This window comes from Paraburkholderia sp. J63, assembly GCF_905220245.1.
Taxonomy (GTDB): domain Bacteria; phylum Pseudomonadota; class Gammaproteobacteria; order Burkholderiales; family Burkholderiaceae; genus Paraburkholderia.
In genome coordinates, this window is the sequence record NZ_CAJMZF010000015.1 from 43,636 (window position 1) to 64,192 (window position 20,557).

Annotated in this window: 18 protein-coding genes; 11 read left to right on the plus strand and 7 right to left on the minus strand. The window is 65.3% G+C overall.

All coding sequences use genetic code 11. The features are described from left to right. Positions 1 to 92: 92 nt before the first annotated feature. The 5 genes from U5775_RS17955 to rhaS all read left to right on the plus strand — a co-directional run bounded on the left by U5775_RS17955 (position 93) and on the right by rhaS (position 5,794). Positions 93 to 980: an amidohydrolase family protein gene (locus tag U5775_RS17955; RefSeq protein ID WP_322059536.1), complete on the plus strand. Its 888-nt coding sequence runs from the start codon at positions 93 to 95 to the stop codon at positions 978 to 980. Positions 981 to 1,096: 116 nt separating this feature from the next. Beyond that, positions 1,097 to 2,617, plus strand: coding sequence for a sugar ABC transporter ATP-binding protein (locus U5775_RS17960; protein WP_322059537.1), 1,521 nt, complete (start codon positions 1,097 to 1,099; stop codon positions 2,615 to 2,617). Beyond that, complete coding sequence (locus U5775_RS17965) at positions 2,614 to 3,681, plus strand: ABC transporter permease (protein ID WP_322059435.1); 1,068 nt, start codon at positions 2,614 to 2,616, stop codon at positions 3,679 to 3,681. Before U5775_RS17960 ends, U5775_RS17965 begins: the two co-directional genes overlap by 4 nt. Continuing rightward, the gene (locus U5775_RS17970) at positions 3,674 to 4,684 is read left to right on the plus strand and encodes an ABC transporter permease (RefSeq protein ID WP_322059436.1); all 1,011 of its coding nucleotides are present in this window, start codon (positions 3,674 to 3,676) and stop codon (positions 4,682 to 4,684) included. The genes U5775_RS17965 and U5775_RS17970 overlap by 8 nt, the downstream gene beginning before the upstream one ends. 102 nt (positions 4,685 to 4,786) lie before the next feature. Further along, complete coding sequence (rhaS, locus tag U5775_RS17975; protein ID WP_322059437.1) at positions 4,787 to 5,794, plus strand: rhamnose ABC transporter substrate-binding protein; 1,008 nt, start codon at positions 4,787 to 4,789, stop codon at positions 5,792 to 5,794. Between the two features lie 64 nt (positions 5,795 to 5,858). Here the strand turns inward: rhaS and U5775_RS17980 are convergent, their stop codons facing one another. From U5775_RS17980 to U5775_RS17990, 3 genes are all read right to left on the minus strand, one after another. After that, positions 5,859 to 6,236, minus strand: a complete 378-nt coding sequence (locus tag U5775_RS17980; protein WP_322059438.1) for a hypothetical protein — start codon at positions 6,234 to 6,236, stop codon at positions 5,859 to 5,861. Positions 6,237 to 6,238: 2 nt separating this feature from the next. Then, positions 6,239 to 7,261 carry a DUF6402 family protein gene (locus U5775_RS17985; protein WP_322059439.1) on the minus strand — a complete coding sequence of 341 codons (1,023 nt, stop codon included), beginning with the start codon at positions 7,259 to 7,261 and terminating at the stop codon, positions 6,239 to 6,241. Positions 7,262 to 7,693: 432 nt separating this feature from the next. Beyond that, a complete protein-coding gene (locus U5775_RS17990) occupies positions 7,694 to 8,125 on the minus strand; it encodes a hypothetical protein (RefSeq protein ID WP_322059440.1) in 432 nt (143 codons plus the stop codon). Between the two features lie 304 nt (positions 8,126 to 8,429). On the opposite strand from U5775_RS17990, the gene U5775_RS17995 reads away from it, so the two are divergent. Together U5775_RS17995 and U5775_RS18000 are read left to right on the plus strand one after the other, a co-directional pair. Continuing rightward, positions 8,430 to 9,311 carry an alpha/beta hydrolase family protein gene (locus tag U5775_RS17995; protein ID WP_322059441.1) on the plus strand — a complete coding sequence of 294 codons (882 nt, stop codon included), beginning with the start codon at positions 8,430 to 8,432 and terminating at the stop codon, positions 9,309 to 9,311. A 294-nt stretch (positions 9,312 to 9,605) separates the two neighbouring features. Next, a complete protein-coding gene (locus U5775_RS18000) occupies positions 9,606 to 10,376 on the plus strand; it encodes an ABC transporter substrate-binding protein (RefSeq protein ID WP_322059442.1) in 771 nt (256 codons plus the stop codon). A gap of 43 nt (positions 10,377 to 10,419) precedes the next feature. Here U5775_RS18000 and U5775_RS18005 read toward each other — a convergent pair whose 3' ends face one another. Beyond that, a complete protein-coding gene (locus U5775_RS18005; RefSeq protein ID WP_322059443.1) occupies positions 10,420 to 11,328 on the minus strand; it encodes a LysR family transcriptional regulator in 909 nt (302 codons plus the stop codon). Between the two features lie 140 nt (positions 11,329 to 11,468). Between U5775_RS18005 and U5775_RS18010 the strand changes: the two genes are divergently transcribed. The 4 genes from U5775_RS18010 (at position 11,469) to U5775_RS18025 (ending at position 16,049) form a co-directional block, all read left to right on the plus strand. Next, positions 11,469 to 13,079, plus strand: a complete 1,611-nt coding sequence (locus U5775_RS18010) for an ATP-dependent acyl-CoA ligase (protein ID WP_322059538.1) — start codon at positions 11,469 to 11,471, stop codon at positions 13,077 to 13,079. Positions 13,080 to 13,202: 123 nt separating this feature from the next. After that, the gene (locus tag U5775_RS18015) at positions 13,203 to 14,561 is read left to right on the plus strand and encodes an MFS transporter (protein WP_415913599.1); all 1,359 of its coding nucleotides are present in this window, start codon (positions 13,203 to 13,205) and stop codon (positions 14,559 to 14,561) included. 13 nt (positions 14,562 to 14,574) lie between these two features. Beyond that, complete coding sequence (locus tag U5775_RS18020; RefSeq protein WP_322059444.1) at positions 14,575 to 15,738, plus strand: thiolase family protein; 1,164 nt, start codon at positions 14,575 to 14,577, stop codon at positions 15,736 to 15,738. A gap of 8 nt (positions 15,739 to 15,746) precedes the next feature. Next, on the plus strand, positions 15,747 to 16,049 hold the full coding sequence (locus U5775_RS18025) for a Zn-ribbon domain-containing OB-fold protein (RefSeq protein WP_322059445.1): 303 nt from the start codon (positions 15,747 to 15,749) through the stop codon (positions 16,047 to 16,049). 114 nt (positions 16,050 to 16,163) lie between these two features. Here the strand turns inward: U5775_RS18025 and U5775_RS18030 are convergent, their stop codons facing one another. The 3 genes from U5775_RS18030 to U5775_RS18040 form a co-directional block, all read right to left on the minus strand. Next, the gene (locus U5775_RS18030; protein WP_322059446.1) at positions 16,164 to 16,958 is read right to left on the minus strand and encodes an SDR family oxidoreductase; all 795 of its coding nucleotides are present in this window, start codon (positions 16,956 to 16,958) and stop codon (positions 16,164 to 16,166) included. Between the two features lie 187 nt (positions 16,959 to 17,145). After that, on the minus strand, positions 17,146 to 19,329 hold the full coding sequence (locus U5775_RS18035) for a phosphocholine-specific phospholipase C (protein ID WP_322059447.1): 2,184 nt from the start codon (positions 19,327 to 19,329) through the stop codon (positions 17,146 to 17,148). Between the two features lie 214 nt (positions 19,330 to 19,543). Beyond that, complete coding sequence (locus U5775_RS18040; RefSeq protein WP_322059448.1) at positions 19,544 to 20,473, minus strand: LysR substrate-binding domain-containing protein; 930 nt, start codon at positions 20,471 to 20,473, stop codon at positions 19,544 to 19,546. Positions 20,474 to 20,557: the final 84 nt, after the last annotated feature.

The window sequence follows — 20,557 nt, forward strand, 5'->3', positions numbered from 1 at the left end:
GAATCGCCGCGAAAACACGTAAACGCGGTCATGCGCAAATGGTGGGATTTCATGGCCGACCCGACGCCATGACTCAGCCGGAGGAGCACGTCATGCAGGTCGTCGATCCGCACGTCCACTTCTGGGACCTCGGCACGCATCATTATCCGTGGCTCGCGAAGCCGGGCACCTCGTTCGTGGGCGATGCGCGCGATCTCCAGCACAACTATCTGCCCGCCGATCTGCTGCGCGAAGCCGGTGGCGTACAGGTGCTCAAGGTCGTGCACGTGGAAGCGAATCACGATCCCGCCGATCCCGTGGAAGAAACGCGCTGGCTCGAATCGATCGCCGATGCCGGGAACGGTTTTCCCAACGCCATCGTGGCCGCCGCCGACCTGAGCGCGCCCAATGCGCCGGAGATACTCGCGGCGCACGCCGCGTTCGGGCGCACGCGCGGCATTCGCCAGATCCTCAACGTGCATGCGAATCCGCTTTACGACTATGTGGGACGCCATTACCTGCGCGATGCAACGTGGCGCGAGCACTTCGCGCTGCTCGAACAGCACGGCCTTTCGTTCGATTTGCAGCTCTATCCCGTGCAGATGGAAGAAGCGGCCGCGCTCGCGCGCGCGCATCCCGGCGTGCCGCTGATCGTGAATCATGCGGGCATGTTTGTCGACCGTGACAGCGTGGCGGGCTGGCGCACCTGGCGCGACGGCCTGCGCGCGCTCGCGGCCTGCCCGAACGTGTCGGTCAAGCTCAGCGGTCTCGCGATGTTCGATCACGCATGGACCGTGGAGAGCCTGCGCCCCTATGTGCTCGAAGCCATCGACGCGTTCGGCGCGACGCGCGCGATGTTCGCATCGAATTTCCCGGTCGACCGGCTGTTCGGCAGCTATGCCGATCTGTGGCAGGCGTATGCGCAAATCGTAAACGGCGCGAGCGAGAGCGAGCGCGATGCGCTCTTTCGCGGCAACGCGGAGCGCATCTACCGCATCTAGCGATGTATCGCGCGCCCGAGAAAGTTGCGCACACAATCAATACGGAGACACGCGTGATTGCGGAAAGAAAGCCGGAAGCAAATGCGAACGAAAGTGCGAACGACGGTGCAAACGCAATGGCCGGCGCCGTGCCGCGTCTCGAGCTGCGCCGGGCGAGCAAGTCGTTCGGGCGCGTGCGCGCGCTCGTGGACGGCACGCTCGTGCTCAAGGCCGGCGAGGTGCACGCGCTGCTCGGCGAGAACGGCGCGGGCAAATCGACGCTCGTGAAGATACTCGCGGGCGTCTATCGCCCCGATAGCGGCGAGCTGCTGATTGACGGCGCCGCGCGCCAGTTCGCCACGCCCGCGCAGGCGCGCGACGCGGGCATCGCGGTGATCTATCAGGAACCCACATTGTTCTTCGACCTCTCGATTGCCGAGAATATTTTCATGGGGCGCCAGCCCGTCGACAAATTGGGCCGCATCGACTACGAAGCCATGCGTCGCGAGGTGGCCGCGCTGCTCGCGACGCTCGGCGTCGAGCTCAAGCCCGAGCGGCTCGTGCGCGGCCTGTCCATCGCGGACCAGCAGGTGATCGAGATTGCCAAGGCGCTCTCGCTCAATGCGAACGTCCTCATCATGGACGAGCCTACTGCTGCGCTCTCGCTGCCCGAAGTGGAGCGGCTCTTCGCGATTGCGCGCAAGCTGCGCGAGCGCGGCGTGGCCATCCTGTTCATCACGCACCGCCTCGAAGAGGTGTTCGCGCTCACGCAGCACGTGACCATCATGCGCGACGGCGCAAAAGTATTCGATGCGCCCACGGCCACGCTCAAGACGCAGGACATCGTCGCGAAGATGGTAGGGCGCGACCTGGCGACGTTCTACCCGAAGGCGGACGTGATGGCCGGCGAAGTGATGCTGCGCGTGCGCGGCCTCACGCGGCGCGGCGTGTTCAAGGACATTTCGTTCGACGTGCGCGCGGGCGAGATCGTCGCGCTTGCGGGGCTCGTGGGCGCGGGGCGCAGCGAGGTGGCGCGCGCGGTCTTCGGCATCGATCCCTGCGATGCGGGCCAGGTCCAGGTGGCGGGCAAGGCGCTCAGGATGGGCATGCCTGCGCGGGCCGTGAAAGCGGGCCTCGCGCTCGTGCCCGAAGACCGGCGGCAGCAGGGCCTCGCGCTCGAACTGAGCATCGCGCGCAACGCGGCGCTCACCGTGCTCGGCCGTCTCGTGCGCTTCGGCCTGATTTCCGCCGGGCGCGAAATGCAGCTGGCGGGGCAGTGGGGCACGCGACTGCGCCTGAAGGCGAGCGATCTCAATGCGCCGGTGGCCACGCTTTCGGGCGGCAACCAGCAGAAGGTCGTGCTCGGCAAATGGCTCGCGACGGGCCCGAAGGTGCTCATCATCGACGAACCCACGCGCGGCATCGACGTGGGCGCGAAAGCGGAAGTCTATGGCGCGCTCGCGGAGCTCGTGAGCGAAGGCATGGCAGTCCTGATGATTTCGAGCGAGCTGCCTGAGGTGCTGGGCATGGCCGACCGCGTGCTCGTGATGCACGAAGGCCGCATCACCGCCGATATCGCGCGCGCCGACGCCAGCGAAGAGCGCATCATGGGCGCCGCGCTCGGGCAGGCCAACATTCACCTGGGGCATGCAGCATGATGGGCCATTCCACTTCTCCTCACCCGTTGCACGGCGGCGAGCCGCGCGTGCAGCGGCGCGGCGCGCTCGCGCTGGCGACGAGGCTCGCGCAAACACTGGCAAAGAGCCGCGAGACCACGCTGTTCGTGGTACTCCTCATCATCGTGAGCGGCACGGGGATCGCGAGGCCCGAGTTCCTCAACCTCCAGAACCTGCGCGACGTGCTGCTCAATGTTTCGATCGTGAGCCTGCTCACGGCGGGCATGACGATCGTGATCCTCATGCGCCACATCGATCTTTCGGTGGGCTCGACCGTGGGCATCAGCGCGTATGCGGTCGGCAGCCTCTACGTGGCATTCCCGCATATGCCCGTGATCGTGGCGCTCGCGGCGGGGCTGGGCATCGGCATGATCGCGGGCTCGATCAACGCGCTGCTCGTCGCGGCAGGGCGCGTGCCCTCGCTGGTCGCCACGCTTTCCACGCTCTATATATTTCGGGGTGCGGACTATGCGTGGGTCCATGGCGGACAGATCAACGCGACGAGCCTGCCCGATGCGTACTCGCGCCTCGCCACCGGCACCGTGCTCGGCGTGCCGGTGCTCGCGCTGATCGCGCTGGTGCTGCTCGCGGCGCTCTCCGTGTACCTGAAGCAGTTTCGCCCGGGGCGCGAATACTATGCGATCGGCTCGAACCCGGAAGCCGCGCGGCTCGCCGGCATCAATGTCGAGCGCCGCGTGGCCGTGGGCTTCGTCATCAGCGGCGCCATCGCGGGCCTCGCGGGCGCGCTGTGGCTCGCGCGCTTCGGCACCGTGGACGCGAGCACGGCCAAGGGCATCGAGTTGCAGGTGGTGGCCGCGGCCGTGGTGGGCAGCGTCGCCATCACGGGCGGCGTGGGCACGATACTCGGCGCGACGCTCGGCGCGCTCGTGCTCGGCGTCATCAGCATCGCGCTCGTGGTGCTGCACGTCTCTCCGTTCTGGGAGCAGGCCATTCAGGGCGCGCTGATCGTCGCCGCGATTGCCGCCGATACGCTGCTCGCCCGCTCCGTCGCCAAACGCATGATGAGGAAACGCGATCATGGCTAAGCCGGATTCCGCTTTGCTCACGCGCCGCGCGGGCTTGCCGCTCAGCTGGGAGACGCTGCTCGTCGTGATCCTGGTGCTTTCTCTGGTGGCGGGGCGCCTGCTCTCCAATGTGTTTCTCACCGGCGAGAATCTCGCCAACGTGCTCGCCGATCTCACCGAGGTCGCGCTGATGGCGCTGCCGATGACGCTCATCATCGTCGCCGCCGAAATCGATCTGTCCGTGGCCTCGGTGCTCGGCGCGTCGAGCGCGCTGCTCGGCGTGCTCTGGCACATGGGCGTGCCGATGCCGCTCGCGATGGCGCTCGTGGTGGTGGCGGGCGCGCTCGCGGGCCTCTTCAACGGGCTCGTGATCGTGAAGCTCAACTTGCCCTCGCTCGCGGTCACCATCGGCACGCTCGCGCTGTTTCGCGGGCTCGCCTACGTGCTGCTCGGCGACCGCGCCGTGGCCGATTTCCCGCCCGCGTACACGGCGTTCGGCATGAACAATCTGGGCAGCACCTTCATCCCGCTGCCGTTCCTGATCGTGGCCGCGTGCGCCGTGGCGTTCACGCTGCTGCTGCAGGCCACCGCGTTCGGCCGCAGCCTCTATGCGATCGGCGCGAACAGCACGGCCGCAGCGTTCTCGGGCATCGACGTCGCCAAGATCAAGCTGCGCCTGTTCGTGCTCTCGGGCGCGATGAGCGCGCTGGCCGGCATCGTCTATACGCTGCGCTTCACGAGTGCGCGCGGCGACAACGGCGAGGGCTTCGAGCTCTCGGTGATCGCGGCGGTACTGTTCGGCGGCGTGAGCATCTTCGGCGGGCGCGGCTCGATGTACGGCGTACTGCTCTCGTTGCTTATCGTAGGAATACTTAAGAATGCGCTCACGCTCGCCGATGTATCGAGCGAAACGCTCACCATCGTGACGGGCGCGCTGTTGCTCGCCTCGGTGCTAATTCCGAATCTCGCGGCGCGCTGGCGCATGCTGCGCGAGAAACGCGCGCTCGCTCGCGCGGCAAGCTGAAAACGCAGTCGACAACAGGCTTAAAAAGCAGGAATCCTGCCGAATTCAAGCGGGACGCAATCGCTCCCATCAATAGGGGGCATCCATCGAGGAGACACGTTCATGATGAAGCCAGTACGTCACGTATGCACGGCTTTGCTGTGCGCCATGCTGATGGGAGCGGGCCTGCCCGCGCACGCGGCCGGCATCAAGGAAGGCCTGAAAATCGCCTTCGTGCCGAAGCAGATCAACAACCCCTATGAGGTAATCGCCGACAACGGCGGCATGGCAGCCATCAAGGAATTCAAGGGCGACGGCAAGGTGGTCGGCCCCTCGGACGCGGGCGCCTCCTCTCAGGTCTCGTACATCAACACGCTCACCACGCAGCACCAGGACGCCATCGTGATCGCGGCCAACGATGCGAACGCGCTCGTGCCGTATCTGAAGCGTGCGATGGCGCAGGGCATCAAGGTCGTCACCTTCGATTCGGACACCGCGCCCGAGGGCCGGCAGCTCTTCGTGAACCAGGCCAACGCCGAAAGCATCGGGCGCGGCCAGATCCAGCTCGTGGCGAAGCTGATGAATAACGAAGGCGAGTTCGCGATTCTCTCGGCCACGCCCAACGCGACCAACCAGAACACGTGGATCAAGTGGATGCAGGAGGAGCTCAAGAAGCCCGAGTACGCGAAGATGAAGCTCGTGAAGATTGCCTACGGCAACGACGATGACCAGAAGTCGTTCGTCGAGACGCAAGGCTTGTTGCAGGCGTATCCGAACCTGAAGGCCATCGTCGCGCCCACTTCCGTGGGGATCGCGGCCGCGGCGCGCTATATCTCGTCGTCGTCGAGCAAGGGCAAGGTAGCCGTGACGGGCCTCGGCACGCCGAACCAGATGCGCGCGTTCGTGAAGAACGGCACCGTGAAGGCGTTCCAGCTCTGGGACCCGGGTGCGCTCGGCTATCTCGCCGCCTATGCGGCGGCCAATCTTGCCTCGGGCACGATCAGTGGTAAGGAGGGCGAATCGTTCGAGGCCGGCAAGCTCGGCAAGCGGACTATTGGAAAAAGCGGGGAAATCATACTCGGGCCGCCTACGACGTTCGATGCCTCGAATATCGACAATTTTAATTTCTGATCGCGTCTGGAAGGGCTTTTATGCGAGCGACCCGGCAATGCCGGGTCGCTTCCAATCTGAATACTCAAGGAATCTTCGCGTGCAAGCGGTCAAGCAATGAAGGGGGGAGATAGATTAGCCCCGAATCCCCGCCGCCCTCGAACAATACGGCGTGGTCGTCATACATGAAGGCCGGTGCTCCACCGTCCATCGAGTCGAACGTCGTTTCGGCAATCAATTGACCTCCGCGTGTATCGTACAGTCTGCCGACGTAATCACCCACATTACCGCGTACACCCGTCAAGCATGATTGCGCTCGATACAGGCCATTGTGTGACGTGGCGTTGATGCATTCAGTAGCTCTCGCGCGCCTTCGCGCTTCAAAGACGTAACTAGTCAATGCGACTAGAACGACGCAAGCGAGAATGCTGACGCTGACGTGTTTAATTTTAACCGTGGCCATTCTTATATCCTCACTTTTATCGTCGGAGATACCTTCTCGATTCGGTAGTCTGAAAAGAGGATCATGTCGCCGCCGGCGTCGTGCTTGTCTTGCCAACGCCTGAAGTCGCTATTGTGTACGGGCCAATATGTGCGTCCGTATGGACCTTCGGGTTGAATAATATAATTGCTCCAACCGCTAAAGTCAGCCCATTGCGCTACATAGCCCTCCGGCACAAGACAAATTCCATCCCTGTTCCAGTGCCCCAAATATTGCGAAGCACTCTCTATTGGGTCGTCGAAAAACGAGTACGGGTTCTTGACATATATGGCAATATGCGTCACTTCGGCAAGTGTGCCGCTTCCAATAATTGGCGGTCGAATGCGGATTTTCGCTGGTGCCACATATAGCCCGAAGCCGCCCAGTGCGCCCGCCAGATCATCAGGCATCCCATAGTTGAGCATGGCCCGGAAAAACACCGCCGCTTTCTCCAACGCAGAGGTATCGACCTGAAGACGCTGGAACTGAAAGTGAGCATGCAATGCTGCGATGTCGCCGTTTGCTTCCTCCAGAGTATCGACATGCCCTCTATCCTTGAATTGGCGCAGCTTCCTGACTAAAGCATTCCTTGCGGCGTCCGAGTTAAGATAAGAATAGTCGTTAGTCAATTTCGCATAAGCGGCTTTCACTCTTGGATAGGACAAGACCCAGGCGAGCTGGATTGTGTTCCTGTCAATTCGGTGGTCGGGATAGTGGCGCGATCCGTCTTCGTTGTAGCCATTCAATTTTTCTGAGAAGGTCATCGCCTGATTCTTTGGTGAGCAATGGAACCATTTGTTCAGAAGCGCCGCTGACGTGTGCCATCCCATTTTTGTCATGGCCCCCGGAATTTCTGTAACGTCGAACCGTTCGTGCACCGGCAGACGCCGTGCGGGCGTGGATATGTCCGGGTACGGAGTTTCACCTTCGAAGTAGCATATATTGCCCGTGCGTTGCAGCCATTTGCCGCCGTCTGGGACATATACGGTCAATTCTTGTGCGCTCATGACACTCCCTTGAACAGAACGAAACGAAAGGGAAAATATGAGCATCTTCAACATGTTCCGGTGTTAACCGTCGTCAAAGAAGCAAGCTTTCGAAGTCACGATTTGGTTCCAGTAGCGGCGAGTTCGCGCAATGCATCGACCCAGGCACTTGTGAACGACGCGGAAAACGTGATCGGGGAATCGGTCTGCGCAGACGGGCGCGAGATGGAGAGGGTCGTGGGGACGTCACAGTTGCCAGCATCGGGCAGGTGAAGCTGGCGGTTACGCAGACGGACGAGGTCACGCAACGTGGTGCGGCATTCCTCAATGAGCCGTCCGTGGCAGTTCATGTGCTAGTGGCGCAGCCCGGCGAATTGTGCAAGGCGGTGGGAGCAAGCTCGCGCGGGGCGCGAGCTTGCTCAATCCGGACGAGGGTTTAATCCCGCAAAGGGCTTAATCCCAATGGCGATGCTTGCTGCGGTGACGATAGCCGTGGTGGTAATCGTTGGCGTACGAGTTCGAGCGCGAGACGTTGCCGCCCAGCGCCGCGCCTGCGCCGCCGCCCAGCGCCGCGCCAACGAGGCCGCCGCCGCGGCCGCCCATGGCGTTGCCCGCCGCCGTGCCCGCGCCGCCGCCCAGTGCGCCGCCGATGATGGCGCCCGTGCGTTCCCGGCGATTCGAGGTGACCGCGCCGCCGGCGCCGCCGCCCACCGCGCCGCCGATCACGGAGCCCGTGCGGCCGCCCACTGCGCCGCCGATTGCCGCGCCGGCCACACCGCCGAGCGCGCCGCCCAGCGCGTTGTTCATGTCGCCAGCCGTGGCGGGCAACGAAACCGCAGCGGCCAGCGCCGCAATCGCAACCATCGGGATCAATTTCTTCGACATGGATAACCTACTTGTTTTTAAGACGGTGCTGAGTATAGCGGCCGAAATGTAAGGCTTATGTAACCATGCGGCAGGGGCGGGGTAAGAGGTGTAACAAAATGATCCCAAACTTTAGAAACCTGGCGGGAGGTCATTGCGGGGATTGAAACAATCGGACAGGCGCTGCGTCCTGCGGGCGAGATTCGGGCGAAGGCCGGCGTGAATGTAGCCGTAGGGTTCGCCGAAATTTGGCTGTAAGTAGCCGTTGCTAGAGTCGTCGCAGGCGTCGTGCCTTTCGTGGCAGTCCGAACCCGAGCGACCACTCATGTATACCGCCCACGCGCATCGGCCCCTCAAGTTTTTGGCGCTGTTTCTGGCCTCGCTCGTTGCGCTGCTCCTGAGCGCACCCACCTGGGCCTTCCAGACGAGAATCGTCTCGATCCCGAGCGCGGCGATGCATCGCGCGTTCGACGCCACCGTGGTGCTGCCCGACGATTACGCGCGCGGCAGCGGGGCGGCGCGCTATCCCGTGATCTACGTGCTGCACGGCTCGGGCGGCAATTACGCGGACTGGACCTCGAACACGCGCATCGGCAAGCTGGCCGACCGCTATCACGTGATGCTCGTGATGCCCGATGGCGGCCACGAGAGCTGGTACATCGACAGCCCGTTCGAGCCCACGAGCCGCTACGAAACCTATGTGGGCACCGAGGTGGTGTCGTATATCGACGCGCATTTCCGCACGCTGGCCTCGCGCGAGACGCGCGCGATCACGGGCCTGAGCATGGGCGGCTTCGGTGCGCTGCGCATCGCGCTCGACCATCCCGAGGCGTTCGGCGCGGCGGGCAGCATCAGCGGCGCGGTCGATCCGCGCAACTGCGAGGACGAGCCCGGCATCGACCGCGTGTTCGGCAATCCCGCGCGCCATGCCGACTTCTGGACCCGCAACGCCATCGTCGAGGACGCGGGCAGCTTCGGGAATGCGCATATCGCGCTCACGATCGACTGCGGCGTGAACGACTCTTTTGTGCAATCGAACCGCGTGCTGCACGACAAGCTCATTGCGCTGGGCGTGCCGCACGATTATGCGGAGCGCCCAGGCGGCCATACGTGGTCGTACTGGTCCAATGCAATCCGCTATCAGGTCCTGTTCTTCGCCACCTCGTTCAGGAACAACGGCTGGCACCCGCATGCACGACAGGCCTGATGGCCTTGCGGGTTTCAGCGGTTCAGGATTCCCGGACATTTCAGAACCTTCACCAGGGTGTTTTCCCTGATTCCGCACGGTTGGCGAACGGCGCTGAAACCCGCCGGATCAGGGCCATCGGGTTTTCCACTGCCATGCAGATGAATATTTAATTTCCAGCCGTTCGCGCAAACACGTACCTTCTCGACGGGCGCAAAACACAGGCCCGGCTGCCCGCGTGCGACTGGCGCGGCACGAAAGGCATGGGCGCGACGGCACGAAACGAATAACTCTTCTGATTGGCATGGACTACTGATGAAAAAGCTCACCATTGCAATGGCGCTGGCCCTCGCTGCCGGAGCCGCCTGGGCGAAGACACCTTCGGTCATCCGCTTCGGCGTCGACCCAAGCTATGCGCCGTTCGAATCGAGATCGACCGACGGCCAGCTCGTGGGCTTCGACATCGACCTCGGCAACGAGATCTGCGCACGCTTGAAGGCGCGATGCGTATGGGTCGAAAACGCGTTCGACGGCATGATCCCCGCGCTCAAGGCCCGCAAGTTCGATGGCGTGCTCTCGTCGATGAGCGTCACGGACAAGCGCCTCGCGCAGATCGCGTTCTCCGATCCGATCGACAACGTGCTGCCGCGTCTGGTCGCGAAGCGCGGCTCGAACCTCCAGCCGAGCGTCGAATCGCTCAAAGGCAAGAGCGTCGGCGTCGAGCAGGGCTCCACTCAGGAGACCTACGTGCGGACCTACTGGGAGCCGAAGGGCGTCATCATCCGCGCCTATCAGACCCAGGATCTCGTCTATTCCGATCTCGTGTCCGGCCGTCTCGACGCCGCGCTGCAATCGTCGGTACAAGCCGATCTCGGCTTCCTGAAATCGGCGAACGGCGGGGACTTCGCGTTCGCCGGCCCCGAGATTCGCGATCCGAAGACGCTGGGAACGGGCGCGGCCATTGGCTTGCGCAAGGAGGACACCGAGTTGCGCCAGCAGATCAACGAAGCGCTGGCCGCGATCATTCACGACGGCACTTACCAGCGCATCGCCAGGAAGTATTTCTCGTTCGATATCTACAACTGACGACGGCTGGCGGCGGCGCGCGAGTAGTACTCATCGCGCCGCTTCAGACCTTGCGCAGCGTCTCGATCGTGAGCTCGCGAAACCAGCGGTTGCCCTCATCGTTGTCGAAAGTCTCGTGCCAGTGCACGGTGACCTCCACGCTCGGCATGTCCACGGGCAGATCGTAGATGGCGAAATGATCGTGCTCGTTGAAGAAGCGGGCGACGCGGCGCGGCAAGGTCACCATCCAGTCGGTGCGCCGGAGAATCTGCGGCACGACCGAGAAATGCGGCACGCTCAGCGCGATCTGGCGATCGAATCCCGCCGCGCGCAGCGAGTCGTTGATGGTGCGGTGGCTGCTCTCGCTCGACACCACCATGATGTGCCGCATGGCCAGAAAACGCTCGCGCGAGAGGCGTCGCGCGGGTAGTCCCGCGCGACGGCGCGTCATGCAGACATAAGGCTCGTCGAAGAGCAGGGCGCTATGCGTATGCGGCTTGAGCGCGGGCAGATTGCCGATGGCGAGATCGAGCTGCCCGAGGCGCAATTGCTCGGTCACTTCGGCCACGGGTATCTGGCGCGCTTCGAGCTTCACGTGCGGCGCCACGCGCTGGAGCATTTCGCACAGCGGCGGCAGGAAGAACTGCTCGCCCGCGTCGGTCATCGAAAGATGAAATTCACGCGAGCTCGTGGCCGGGTCGAACGGCTCGCCATGGCGCAGCGCTTCGCGTATCGACGCAATCGCGCGCCCGAGCGGCAGCGCGAGCTGCTGCGCTGTGGGCGTGGGCAGCATACCATCAGGAGACCGAACGAAGAGCGGATCGTCGAACATCGCGCGCAGCCGCCCGAGCGCGTAGCTGATGGCCGGCTGCGAAAGGCCAAGGCGCTGGCCCGCGCGCGTGAGACTGCGTTCTTCGAGGATCGCCTGGAACACGCGCACGAGATTCAGGTCGGCTTCGTTGAAATCAGCCATATTGATGATGTCGATAATATTGATGAATTTGACAGATATCTTAGCCTAAACCTAGACTGGCCCCATCGATTCAGGACGGACCACGAGGAGACCGGTTTATGGGCTGCATGGACTCGGGCGCCGCGCTGGCCGGCGGGCAAATGCGGGCGGGGCAGGCGGCGTCGCTGGCGCTGCCGGCCTTGCTGGCGGCGCGCGCCGCGCGTGATGGCGATGCTGTGCTGTTTTCGGATCGCAGGACCTGCTGGAGCAGTGCGCAGGCGCTCGACATCGCGGCGCGCCGCGCGGGCACGCTGGCGGCGCACGGCATCGGGCGCGGCGACCGCGTCGCGCTCCTGTGCACGAACCGCAGCGAGTTCATGGAGATCGTGCTGGGCTGCGGATGGCTGGGCGCCGTGGTGGTACCCATCAACACCGCTTCGCGCGGGATGCAACTCGAACATATCCTGCGCAATTCGGGCGCGCGTCTGATCGTGGCGGAAACGCATCTCGTGGGCGCGGTGCAGGCCATCGATGCGCAAGCGCATGCGCTCGAATCGATCTGGCTGATCGAAAGCGGCGAGCGCGCCGAAGCGCCGGACGGTAACGGCGCGCCCGTGGCAGGCGGCATCGCAATGCAGCCCTTGCCGCCGCTCGGCGAGCCTGTCGCCGCACCGCTCATCGGCGATGGCGATGCGCTCGCGATTCTCTACACCTCGGGCACTTCCGGTCTCTCGAAAGGCGTGATGTGCCCGCATGCCCAGTTCTACTGGTGGGCGCGCCTCACGGCCGGGCATCTCGGCGTGGTGCCCGGCGACGTGCTCTATACCTGCTTGCCGCTGTTCCATACGAATGCGCTCAACGCGTTCTTCCAGGCGCTCGTTTCCGATGCGCAACTCGTCGCCGACCGGCGTTTCTCGGCGAGCGGCTTCTTCGCCTCGCTCGTGGAAACCCGCGCGACGGTGACCTATGTGCTCGGCGCGATGGTGCCGATCTTGCTGGGCCGCCCCGTGTCGGGCGAGGAGCGGGCGCACCACGTGCGCATCGCGCTGGCGCCGGGCGTGCCGGGGCATTTCCAGCAGGAATTCACCGACCGTTGCGGCATTGCGCTGCTCGACGGCTATGGCTCGACCGAGACGAACTTCGTGCTGGGCGGCGGCATTGACGGTCAGCGCGCGGGCTACATGGGCCGGCTCGTGCCCGGTTTTGACGCGCGCGTGGTCGACGAGCACGACCGCGAAGTGCCGGATGGCGAGGCGGGCGAGCTGATCCTGCGCGCCGACACGCCATTTGCGTTCGCGAGCGGCTATTTCGGCATGCCGGAGAAGACCGTGGAGGCGTGGCGCAATCTGTGGTTCCACACGGGAGACCGCGTGGTGCGCGAGGCCAATGGCTACTATCGCTTCGTCGACCGGCTCAAGGACGCGATTCGCCGCCGTGGTGAAAATATTTCGTCCTACGAAGTAGAGCAGGTGTTGCTGAGTCATCCCGCGGTCGAGACGGCCGCGGTCTACGCGGTGAAGTCCGAACTCGCCGAGGACGAGGTGATGGCCGCGCTCGTGCTGCGCGCCGGTGAAACGCTCGAAGCGCTCGACCTGATCCGCTATTGCGAGCCGCGTCTGCCGTATTTCGCGGTGCCACGCTATCTCGACTTCGTGACCGATCTGCCGCGCACGGAAAACGGCAAGATCCAGAAGTACAAGCTGCGCGAGGCCGGCATTAGTGCGACGGCGTGGGATCTGGAAGCGTCGGGCTACCGGCTCAGGCGCGCGTAGCGTCAAACACGCACAAACACGCACAAAGCACCCCATCGCACGGGGCCGCACGACGCACGCGCAAGTCACAAGAGAAGTCACAAGAGCAGTCAAGAGAGCCCAGCAGAGGCACGAGGAGGCAGCATGGCAAGCACCCGAACCTGTTCCGCCGGCGTGTCCGACGCGCCGCACGCCGAAGCGCGCACGAGTGCACATGCACTCGATCCGCGCGCGTTGCGCCGCATCGTGATGGCGTCGGTCGCCGGCAACGCGCTCGAATGGTACGACTTCTTTCTCTACAGCACGGCCGCAGCGCTCGTGTTCGGCGAGCTGTTCTTCCCGCGCGGCACCGATCCGCTCATCGGCACGCTCGCGGCGTTCGCGGGCTTTGCCGTGGGCTTCGCGGCGCGCCCGTTCGGCGGCGTGCTGTTCGGGCACATCGGCGACCGTTACGGACGCAAGGGCGCGCTGGTCTGGACCCTCTCGCTGATGGGCGGCGCGACGTTCCTGATCGGCCTGTTGCCCACCTACGGGCAAGTGGGGATGTGGGCGCCCGCGCTGCTCGTGCTGCTGCGCGTGGTGCAGGGCGTTGCGTCAGGCGGCGAGTGGGGCGGCGGCGTGCTGATGATCAGCGAGTCGGCGCCGCCCGAAAAGCGCGGCTTCTACGCGTCGTGGAGTCAGATCGGCGTGGGCGGCGGCTTCGTGCTTTCGGCGGCAGTGTTCTTCGCCGTGCAGATGCTGCCGCACGACAGCTTTATGAGCTGGGGCTGGCGCGTGCCTTTCCTGCTCTCGATCGTCATCTTCGGCGTGGGCGTCTACATCCGCTCGACGCTGCCCGAGAGCACCGAATTCGCGAAGAACGAGGCGGCGGGCAAGACTTCGCACATGCCGGTGCTCGACGCGATCCGCAAGCATCCGCGCGCGATCCTCGTCGCCATGGGGCTGCGCGTGGCCGAAAACGGCGGCTCGTATATCTTCCTCGCGTTCTCGCTCGTCTACGGCAAGTTCATTGGCGTGCCGGGCGCGGTCATGCTCGCGGGCGTGATGGTCTCGATGAGCGTGGAGCTCGTGACGATGCTGCTCTGGGGCCGGCTCTCGGACCGCATCGGCCGCAAGCCCGTGTATCTGATCGGCGCGGTGGGGCTCATCGTGGTGGCGTTTCCGTTCTTCTGGCTGCTCGACACCAGGGCGCCCGCGCTGATCTGGCTCGCGCTGCTGCTCGGCAACGCGGTGTGCCACGGCGCCATGATCGGCACGCAGCCGAGCCTGATGGGCGAGCTGTTCAGCACGGAAGTGCGCTATTCGGGCATGGCGCTGGGCCACGAGATTGCGTCGGTGTTCGCGGGCGGGCTTTCGCCGCTCGTCGCCACGGCGTTGCTCGCGAAGTATCACGCGGCATGGCCTGTTGCATTGATGCTGATGGCGATGGGCGTCATTACCGTGATTGCGCTCGTGTGCACGCGGGAAACGGTGCGCAACGGAACAGGCAGCAGCACACGATAAGGAAACCGAAGTAATGCGATCACACGGATACGACGGCGCGTTGCTGTGCGCGGGCGTGGAGGTGCCGTATCGCCGCCAGGCGAACGGCGTTTCGACCGGCGATCTGCTCGCGCAGGCGTTTTCGGCGGCGCTCGCGCAATCGGGCTTCGCCGCGCGCGAGATCGACGGGCTGGGCGTGGCCTCGTTCACGCTGGGCCCCGATCACGCGATCGATCTGGCATGGCGCCTCGGCCTCTCGCCGCGCTGGTGCATGGACGATTGCCACGGCGGCGCGAGCGCGATCAATCTGCTGCAGCACGCGATCCGTGCGATCCAGTGCGGCGACGCGAACGTCATCGTGCTGGTCTCGGGCGACAGCTTCGAGCCGGCCGATTTCCGGCGCCTCGTCGACCACTACAACCTCACCACGCGAACCTGGCTGCGCCCACTCGAAAGCGGCGGCCCGAACGCGCTGTTCGCGATGCTCACGCAGCAGCACGCCGAGCGCTTCGGACTCGCGCGCGCCGACTATGGCGCGCTGTGCGTGGCGCAGCGCGCGTGGGCCGCGCTCAATCCGCTCGCGGTCTATCGCACGCCGCTCACGCTCGACGACTATCTCGACGCGCCGCTCGTGGCCGCGCCGCTGGGCCGCTACGACTGCGTGCCCGTGGTGTGCGGCGCGAATGCGCTCGTGGTGGCGCGCGCGGACCTCGTCAAGCCGGGCCGCCACGTACGCGTGCGGGCGCTGCAATGCCGTTACAACGCCGATCATCAGATGGGCGACGGCCTGCAGACCTCGCTGGCGGCGCTCGCGCCCGAGCTCTGGCAAGAGGCGCGCGCGACGCCCGCCGAGATGGATCTCGTCTCGGTGTACGACGACTATCCGGTCATGGCGCTCGTGCAGCTCGCGGATCTGGGCTTCGCGCCCGACGGCGATCTGCGCACACTGATCGCGCGCGTCGCCTCGCGCGCGCTGCCGGTGAACACTTCGGGCGGCCAGCTTTCGGCGGGGCAGGCGGGCGCGGCGGGCGGCATGCACGGCCTCGTGGAAGCGCTCACGCAACTGTGCGGCGCGGCGGGCGAGCGCCAGATCGAGCGCGCGCGGCTCGCGCTGGTGAGCGGCTACGGCATGGTCGAATACCGCTACGGCATGTGCGCGAACGCCGTGGTGCTCGAAGCGGCGGGGCATTCGCAATGAGACAGACCATGAAGCTCGAAGTATTGCGCTGCGCGGCTTGCGGCACCACGCTCTTTCCGGCGCGCTATCTGTGCCCCGCGTGCGGCGGCGCGCACTGGACGAAGCAGGCGGTGTCGCGCGGCACGGTGCTCGCGGCGACTACCGTGAGCCATCGCGTGGGAGCAAGCGAGCCGGGCGCCGTGCACCTTGCGAGCGTGCGGACCGATGCGGGACCGGTCGTGATTGCGCGGCTCGATGTTGCGGCAGGCAAGGGCGAGCGCGTCTGCCTCGAAGTCGACGAGGAGAGGCGCATTCTGGCCCGCGCAGGCTGAGGGCGGCACCACCGGCCGCTGCGCGTTGGACGAGCGGCATCGTAGTCGATCGGACCTGTGCATATGCAAGTCCGCAATATCGATCAGGATGCCATATCAATTATCCAGACCGTATCAGGCGATCGTATCGACCACGCCGCCATCGACGCGCAACGCCGCCCCCGTGGTCGCCGATGCCTGCCTGGAGCACGCATAGACCACCATGTTCGCCACTTCCTCCACGTTCGCCGCGCGGCGGATGATGGACGAAGCGCGGTGCTGCTGCACGAACGCCGCCGCGACTTCCTCGACGGGCTTGCCCGTCTTCGCGACTTCGTCCTTGAGCATGGCTTCCACGCCTTCCGAGAGCGTCGGGCCCGGCAGCACCGAGTTCACCGTCACGCCGGTGCCCGCGAGCCGCTTGGCGAGGCCGCGTGCGACCGCGATCTGTGCCGTCTTGGTCATGCCGTAATGGAGCATGTCGGGCGGAATGTTCAGGCCCGACTCCGACGAGATGAACACGATGCGCCCCCAGCCCTGCTTGACCATCGCGCCCGCGTAGGCACGCGAGAGCCGCACGCCCGACATCACGTTGGTTTCGAAAAAGCGCAGCCATTCGCTATCGGGGATCTCGAAGAAGTCCTGCTGCGCGAAGACACCGAGATTGTTCACGAGAACGTCCACCTTCGGATACGCCTTCACGATGGCCTCGCAGCCCGCGGCGTTCGAGAGGTCGCCGACGAAACCGTGCACCTGCGCACCGGGCACGGCTTCGCGCACGGCGGCCTCGGCCGCGCGCACGCTGCCTTCATGGCGGCTGTTCACGATCACGGCGGCGCCCGTGCCGGCGAGGCCCTTGGCGGTGGCGAGGCCAATGCCCGCCGCCGAACCGGTGACGAGCGCGAGTTTTCCTGACAAATCGATCTTCATCGTGGCTCCTGTCGATAGGGGCGGGAGTGAGTGTTCGGCACTCACTCCGCTTCCATGCAAGGCTTCAGTGTGAAACGCGCCGCCGTGCGGACGGCGTGAGGGGAATCGGCAGTGTACTGCGGGCCTCTTTTCGTTGCTCGCCGCGTTTGCGCCGCATTCGGGCACTGCGGTCGCAAGCGCGCGTCGCTCAGTGCGCGACCCCCATTTCCGGATCGCTGATGCTGTCCTTGCCGGTCTCCATGCGTCCGGCGAAACGGCGCGCGATGTTGCTTGTGTCGCTTGTGTTGTTCATACCGCTTGTATCGGCCGCGCCGCGCAGCGTGAAGTCGTACCAGCCGCCCGACGCGTCGAGCGGCCAGCTCTGTTCGGACTGACCATGCGCGGGGACGGTGAGCGTCCACGGCCCATCGGTGCGATACGCGTTCGCTGCCACGATGCAAACGGCGGGCACGGGCCCCGCGTTGGCGACCGTGAGCGTGAGGGTGTTGCGGGCCTCGTCGTAGCGCAGACGCGTTTCCGGGTTGGGCCCACGCGGCGCGGCGCTCACGTTGCCCGTGAAGCGGCGATGAAAGCCATTGGGACCGAGCACCCAGAGATCGTATGCGCCGGCATCGGCTGCCTCGGGTGTCCAGGTGTCGTCGAGTTGCTTGCCCGCCTCGACGGTATAGCGGCGCGGCACCCGATCGAGATGCCAGGTGTCGTAGACGTGAAAGACCGCGCCGGCACGGCCTTCGTTGCCGAAGACGAGGCGCACCGCATGCGGCCGGACCACCACGCTCGCCTCGGTATGCAGGCGGTACGGCAACGCGCGCGAAGGCCGGGCGAAGCGCGCCTGGCCCGGCATCGTCTGCTCGGCAACCGGCGGCGGCGAGACCGGCTTCAGCGCGTGCTGCTGCGCATTGAGGGCGTCGGCGGCCGCTTTGCTCGGGGCAGGGAAGGATCGGGCCGGATTTTCGTTCGGGGTACTGAAGTTGAGCGTGGAGGTCAGATCGCCGAATACGACGCGCCGCCACGCGCTGATATTGGGCTCCTCCACGCCGAAGCGCAATTCCAGAAAGCGCAGCACCGAGGTGTGATCGAACGCCTGCGAGTTGACGAAGCCGCCCGTGCTCCAGGGCGAGACCACGAACATCGGCACGCGCGGGCCGGGGCCATAGGGCTGCCCGTCCGGCGCGAGCGGGGCCTCGTCGCCGGGCGGATTCGGCGCGCTGAAGTACTCGTGCTTCGTGCTGACCGTGGACTTGCCCGCGTAAGCGCCGTCGCCGATGGGCGAAGGCGGGGCCGGCGGCGGCATGTGATCGAAGAAGCAGTCGTTCTCGTCGTAGTTCACGAAGAGCACGGTCTTGCTCCAGACTTCCGGATTCGCCGTGAGCGCGTCGAGCAACTGCTGCATGTACCACGCGCCCTGGCCTGGCGTCGAGACGGCGGGATGCTCGCACGACGCCTGCGGCGAAATAATCCAGCTCACCTGCGGCAGCCGGCTGGCGGCGATGTCGTCCTTGAGCGCCTGCATGAAGCCGCCATCGGGCATGGTGTTGCCGATGCCCTTGTAAAGCGGCTCGCGCGCCTCGATCTCTGCGGTCCACGGCAGATTGGGCGAGCCCGGCATCGCCTCGTGGAGCTTGCGGAACGTGGCGAAGCCTGCGAGCGGATTGTCGTTGTAGTTATCGGGCTGGTTTTCATAGATCTTCCAGCTCACGCCCGCTTTCTGCAGACGCTCGACGTAGGTGGTCCACTTGAGCCCATTGCCGGACGGCCCGAGCCAGTCCCAGCCGTCGTTGTTCACGACGGCATGCGGAAAGAGTCCGCCGCCGCCCGGACCGTTCGTGCCGCTCCACAGGAACAGGCGGTTCGAATTGGTGCCGCCGAACAGCGAGCAATGGTAGGCATCGCAGACCGTGAACGCGTTCGCGAGCGCGAAATGAAACGGCAGGTCGGCCGCTTCGAGGTAGCCCATCGAAATATCGCCCTTCGACTTCGGCCAGTGCGTCATGCGGCCGTTGTCCCACGCGCCGTGCGCGTCGACCCATTCGTGTGCGCCACCCGCGAGCAGCGCATTGCCCTTCGTCTTGTCGAGGTGGAAGGGCAGCACGCTGCGCGTGCCGTCGCTCTGCTGCCAGATGTTCGCGCCTTGCGGCTGCGGGATCGTGATGCGGTCGCCGAAACCGCGCACGCCGGGCAGCGTGGCGAGATAGTGGTCGAACGAGCGGTTTTCCTGCATGAAGATCACGACGTGCTGGACGTCCTCGATCGTGCCGGTGGCGCGGTTCGCCGGTATCGCGAGCGCGCGCCGGATGGCCGGCGGGAACAGGCTGAGCGCAGCGCCCGCGGCGGCGGTGCGCAGAAAGCGGCGGCGGTCCTTCGAGGTCATGGTGCCAATGTTGGTGCGGGGAGGGTTCCGGGCCGCGATGCGGGTTTCGTACCCGCGAGCATGACACGTTGGCGGCAATGGCGCTTGCTGGGCGTGAGGCGGTATAGGGCTCGCGCGGGGTGGCTTGGGTCCGGCTTGCTCGCTTCGGCGTGTTTCGGTATACGCGCCGCGAGAGCGCATCATGCACAGCGACTGCCACCTCAATTACTTCGTTTTACGAATCAAATGAGGCGACCGGATCGACCACCACATCGGCGACGTCCTGCGCGGCGCGCAGCGTTTCGAGCGTGCTCATGAATGCCGCGATCAGATGCCCGTTCGCGCGGCTCTTGAGGTGGTAGAGATATTCGTGCATGACGGGGCCATCGGGCTTGATGGGCACGCTCGCGAGCGAGGCGCCGCGCGGCACTTCACCGGCCGACATCAGCGAGCAGCCGAGACCCTGGCGGACCGCCTCGCAGATCGCTTCGCGGCTGCCGATTTCGATGATGGCGGCGGGCACGACGCCGCGCCGCCTCAGCGCGGTCTCGGTGGCCTCGCGCGTGCGCGAGCCGGGCTCGCGCAGCAACAGGGTTTCGGCGGCCAGCACGCCCAGGTCGGTCGCGCGCCGGTGCGCGAGCGCGTGTGCGGGATCGACCACCAGCACGAGCCGGTCGCCGGCGATGCGGTGGCGCGCGAGCGCGGGATCGTCCACGCGGTTCGACGACACGGCCACGTCTACGCGATACTCGACGAGCGCGTCGAGCACTTCGTTCGAATTGCCCACCTCGATGCCGATCTGCACGTTCGGATAGCGGCGCCGGAACGCCGCCACGGCGGGGAGAATGTAGTAGGGGCCTGTGGTCCCCAGACGGAAGCTGCCCGCATGGTGCTCGCGCTCGTGGCGCAATGCGGAGTCGATCTCGCGCTCGTTCTGCATGAGCCGCTCGACGAGCGGCATGAGCGCCGCGCCCGTCTGCGTGAGTCCGATGCGGTTGCCGCGGCGATGAAAGAGCTCCACGCCGTAGTGTTTTTCGAGCTGCTGGACGCGCGCCGTGATGGTGGGCTGGCTTAGTGAGAGGTGTCGTGCGGCGGCGACGATACTGCCTTGGCGGACGGTTTCGTAGAACGCGGCGACGAGCGGCGCGAGTTGAGGGGCAAGCATGTCTCGTTGCGGCAAATGACTCGACTCTAGCGCGGCTTCGCGTCAGATTCATTACGGCGCTTATTACGGCACATCGCGTGGGGA

What these genes read in the sequence shown, in the direction of transcription:
- U5775_RS17955 (WP_322059536.1), top strand. Translation starts at nt 93, where the DNA reads ATGCAGGTCGTCGATCCGCACGTCCACTTCTGGGACCTCGGCACGCAT.
- U5775_RS17960 (WP_322059537.1), top strand. Translation starts at nt 1,097, where the DNA reads ATGGCCGGCGCCGTGCCGCGTCTCGAGCTGCGCCGGGCGAGCAAGTCG.
- U5775_RS17965 (WP_322059435.1), top strand. Translation starts at nt 2,614, where the DNA reads ATGATGGGCCATTCCACTTCTCCTCACCCGTTGCACGGCGGCGAGCCG.
- U5775_RS17970 (WP_322059436.1), top strand. Translation starts at nt 3,674, where the DNA reads ATGGCTAAGCCGGATTCCGCTTTGCTCACGCGCCGCGCGGGCTTGCCG.
- rhaS (WP_322059437.1), top strand. Translation starts at nt 4,787, where the DNA reads ATGATGAAGCCAGTACGTCACGTATGCACGGCTTTGCTGTGCGCCATG.
- U5775_RS17980 (WP_322059438.1), bottom strand. Translation starts at nt 6,236, where the DNA reads ATGGCCACGGTTAAAATTAAACACGTCAGCGTCAGCATTCTCGCTTGC.
- U5775_RS17985 (WP_322059439.1), bottom strand. Translation starts at nt 7,261, where the DNA reads ATGAGCGCACAAGAATTGACCGTATATGTCCCAGACGGCGGCAAATGG.
- U5775_RS17990 (WP_322059440.1), bottom strand. Translation starts at nt 8,125, where the DNA reads ATGTCGAAGAAATTGATCCCGATGGTTGCGATTGCGGCGCTGGCCGCT.
- U5775_RS17995 (WP_322059441.1), top strand. Translation starts at nt 8,430, where the DNA reads ATGTATACCGCCCACGCGCATCGGCCCCTCAAGTTTTTGGCGCTGTTT.
- U5775_RS18000 (WP_322059442.1), top strand. Translation starts at nt 9,606, where the DNA reads ATGAAAAAGCTCACCATTGCAATGGCGCTGGCCCTCGCTGCCGGAGCC.
- U5775_RS18005 (WP_322059443.1), bottom strand. Translation starts at nt 11,328, where the DNA reads ATGGCTGATTTCAACGAAGCCGACCTGAATCTCGTGCGCGTGTTCCAG.
- U5775_RS18010 (WP_322059538.1), top strand. Translation starts at nt 11,469, where the DNA reads ATGCGGGCGGGGCAGGCGGCGTCGCTGGCGCTGCCGGCCTTGCTGGCG.
- U5775_RS18015 (WP_415913599.1), top strand. Translation starts at nt 13,203, where the DNA reads ATGGCAAGCACCCGAACCTGTTCCGCCGGCGTGTCCGACGCGCCGCAC.
- U5775_RS18020 (WP_322059444.1), top strand. Translation starts at nt 14,575, where the DNA reads ATGCGATCACACGGATACGACGGCGCGTTGCTGTGCGCGGGCGTGGAG.
- U5775_RS18025 (WP_322059445.1), top strand. Translation starts at nt 15,747, where the DNA reads ATGAAGCTCGAAGTATTGCGCTGCGCGGCTTGCGGCACCACGCTCTTT.
- U5775_RS18030 (WP_322059446.1), bottom strand. Translation starts at nt 16,958, where the DNA reads ATGAAGATCGATTTGTCAGGAAAACTCGCGCTCGTCACCGGTTCGGCG.
- U5775_RS18035 (WP_322059447.1), bottom strand. Translation starts at nt 19,329, where the DNA reads ATGACCTCGAAGGACCGCCGCCGCTTTCTGCGCACCGCCGCCGCGGGC.
- U5775_RS18040 (WP_322059448.1), bottom strand. Translation starts at nt 20,473, where the DNA reads ATGCTTGCCCCTCAACTCGCGCCGCTCGTCGCCGCGTTCTACGAAACC.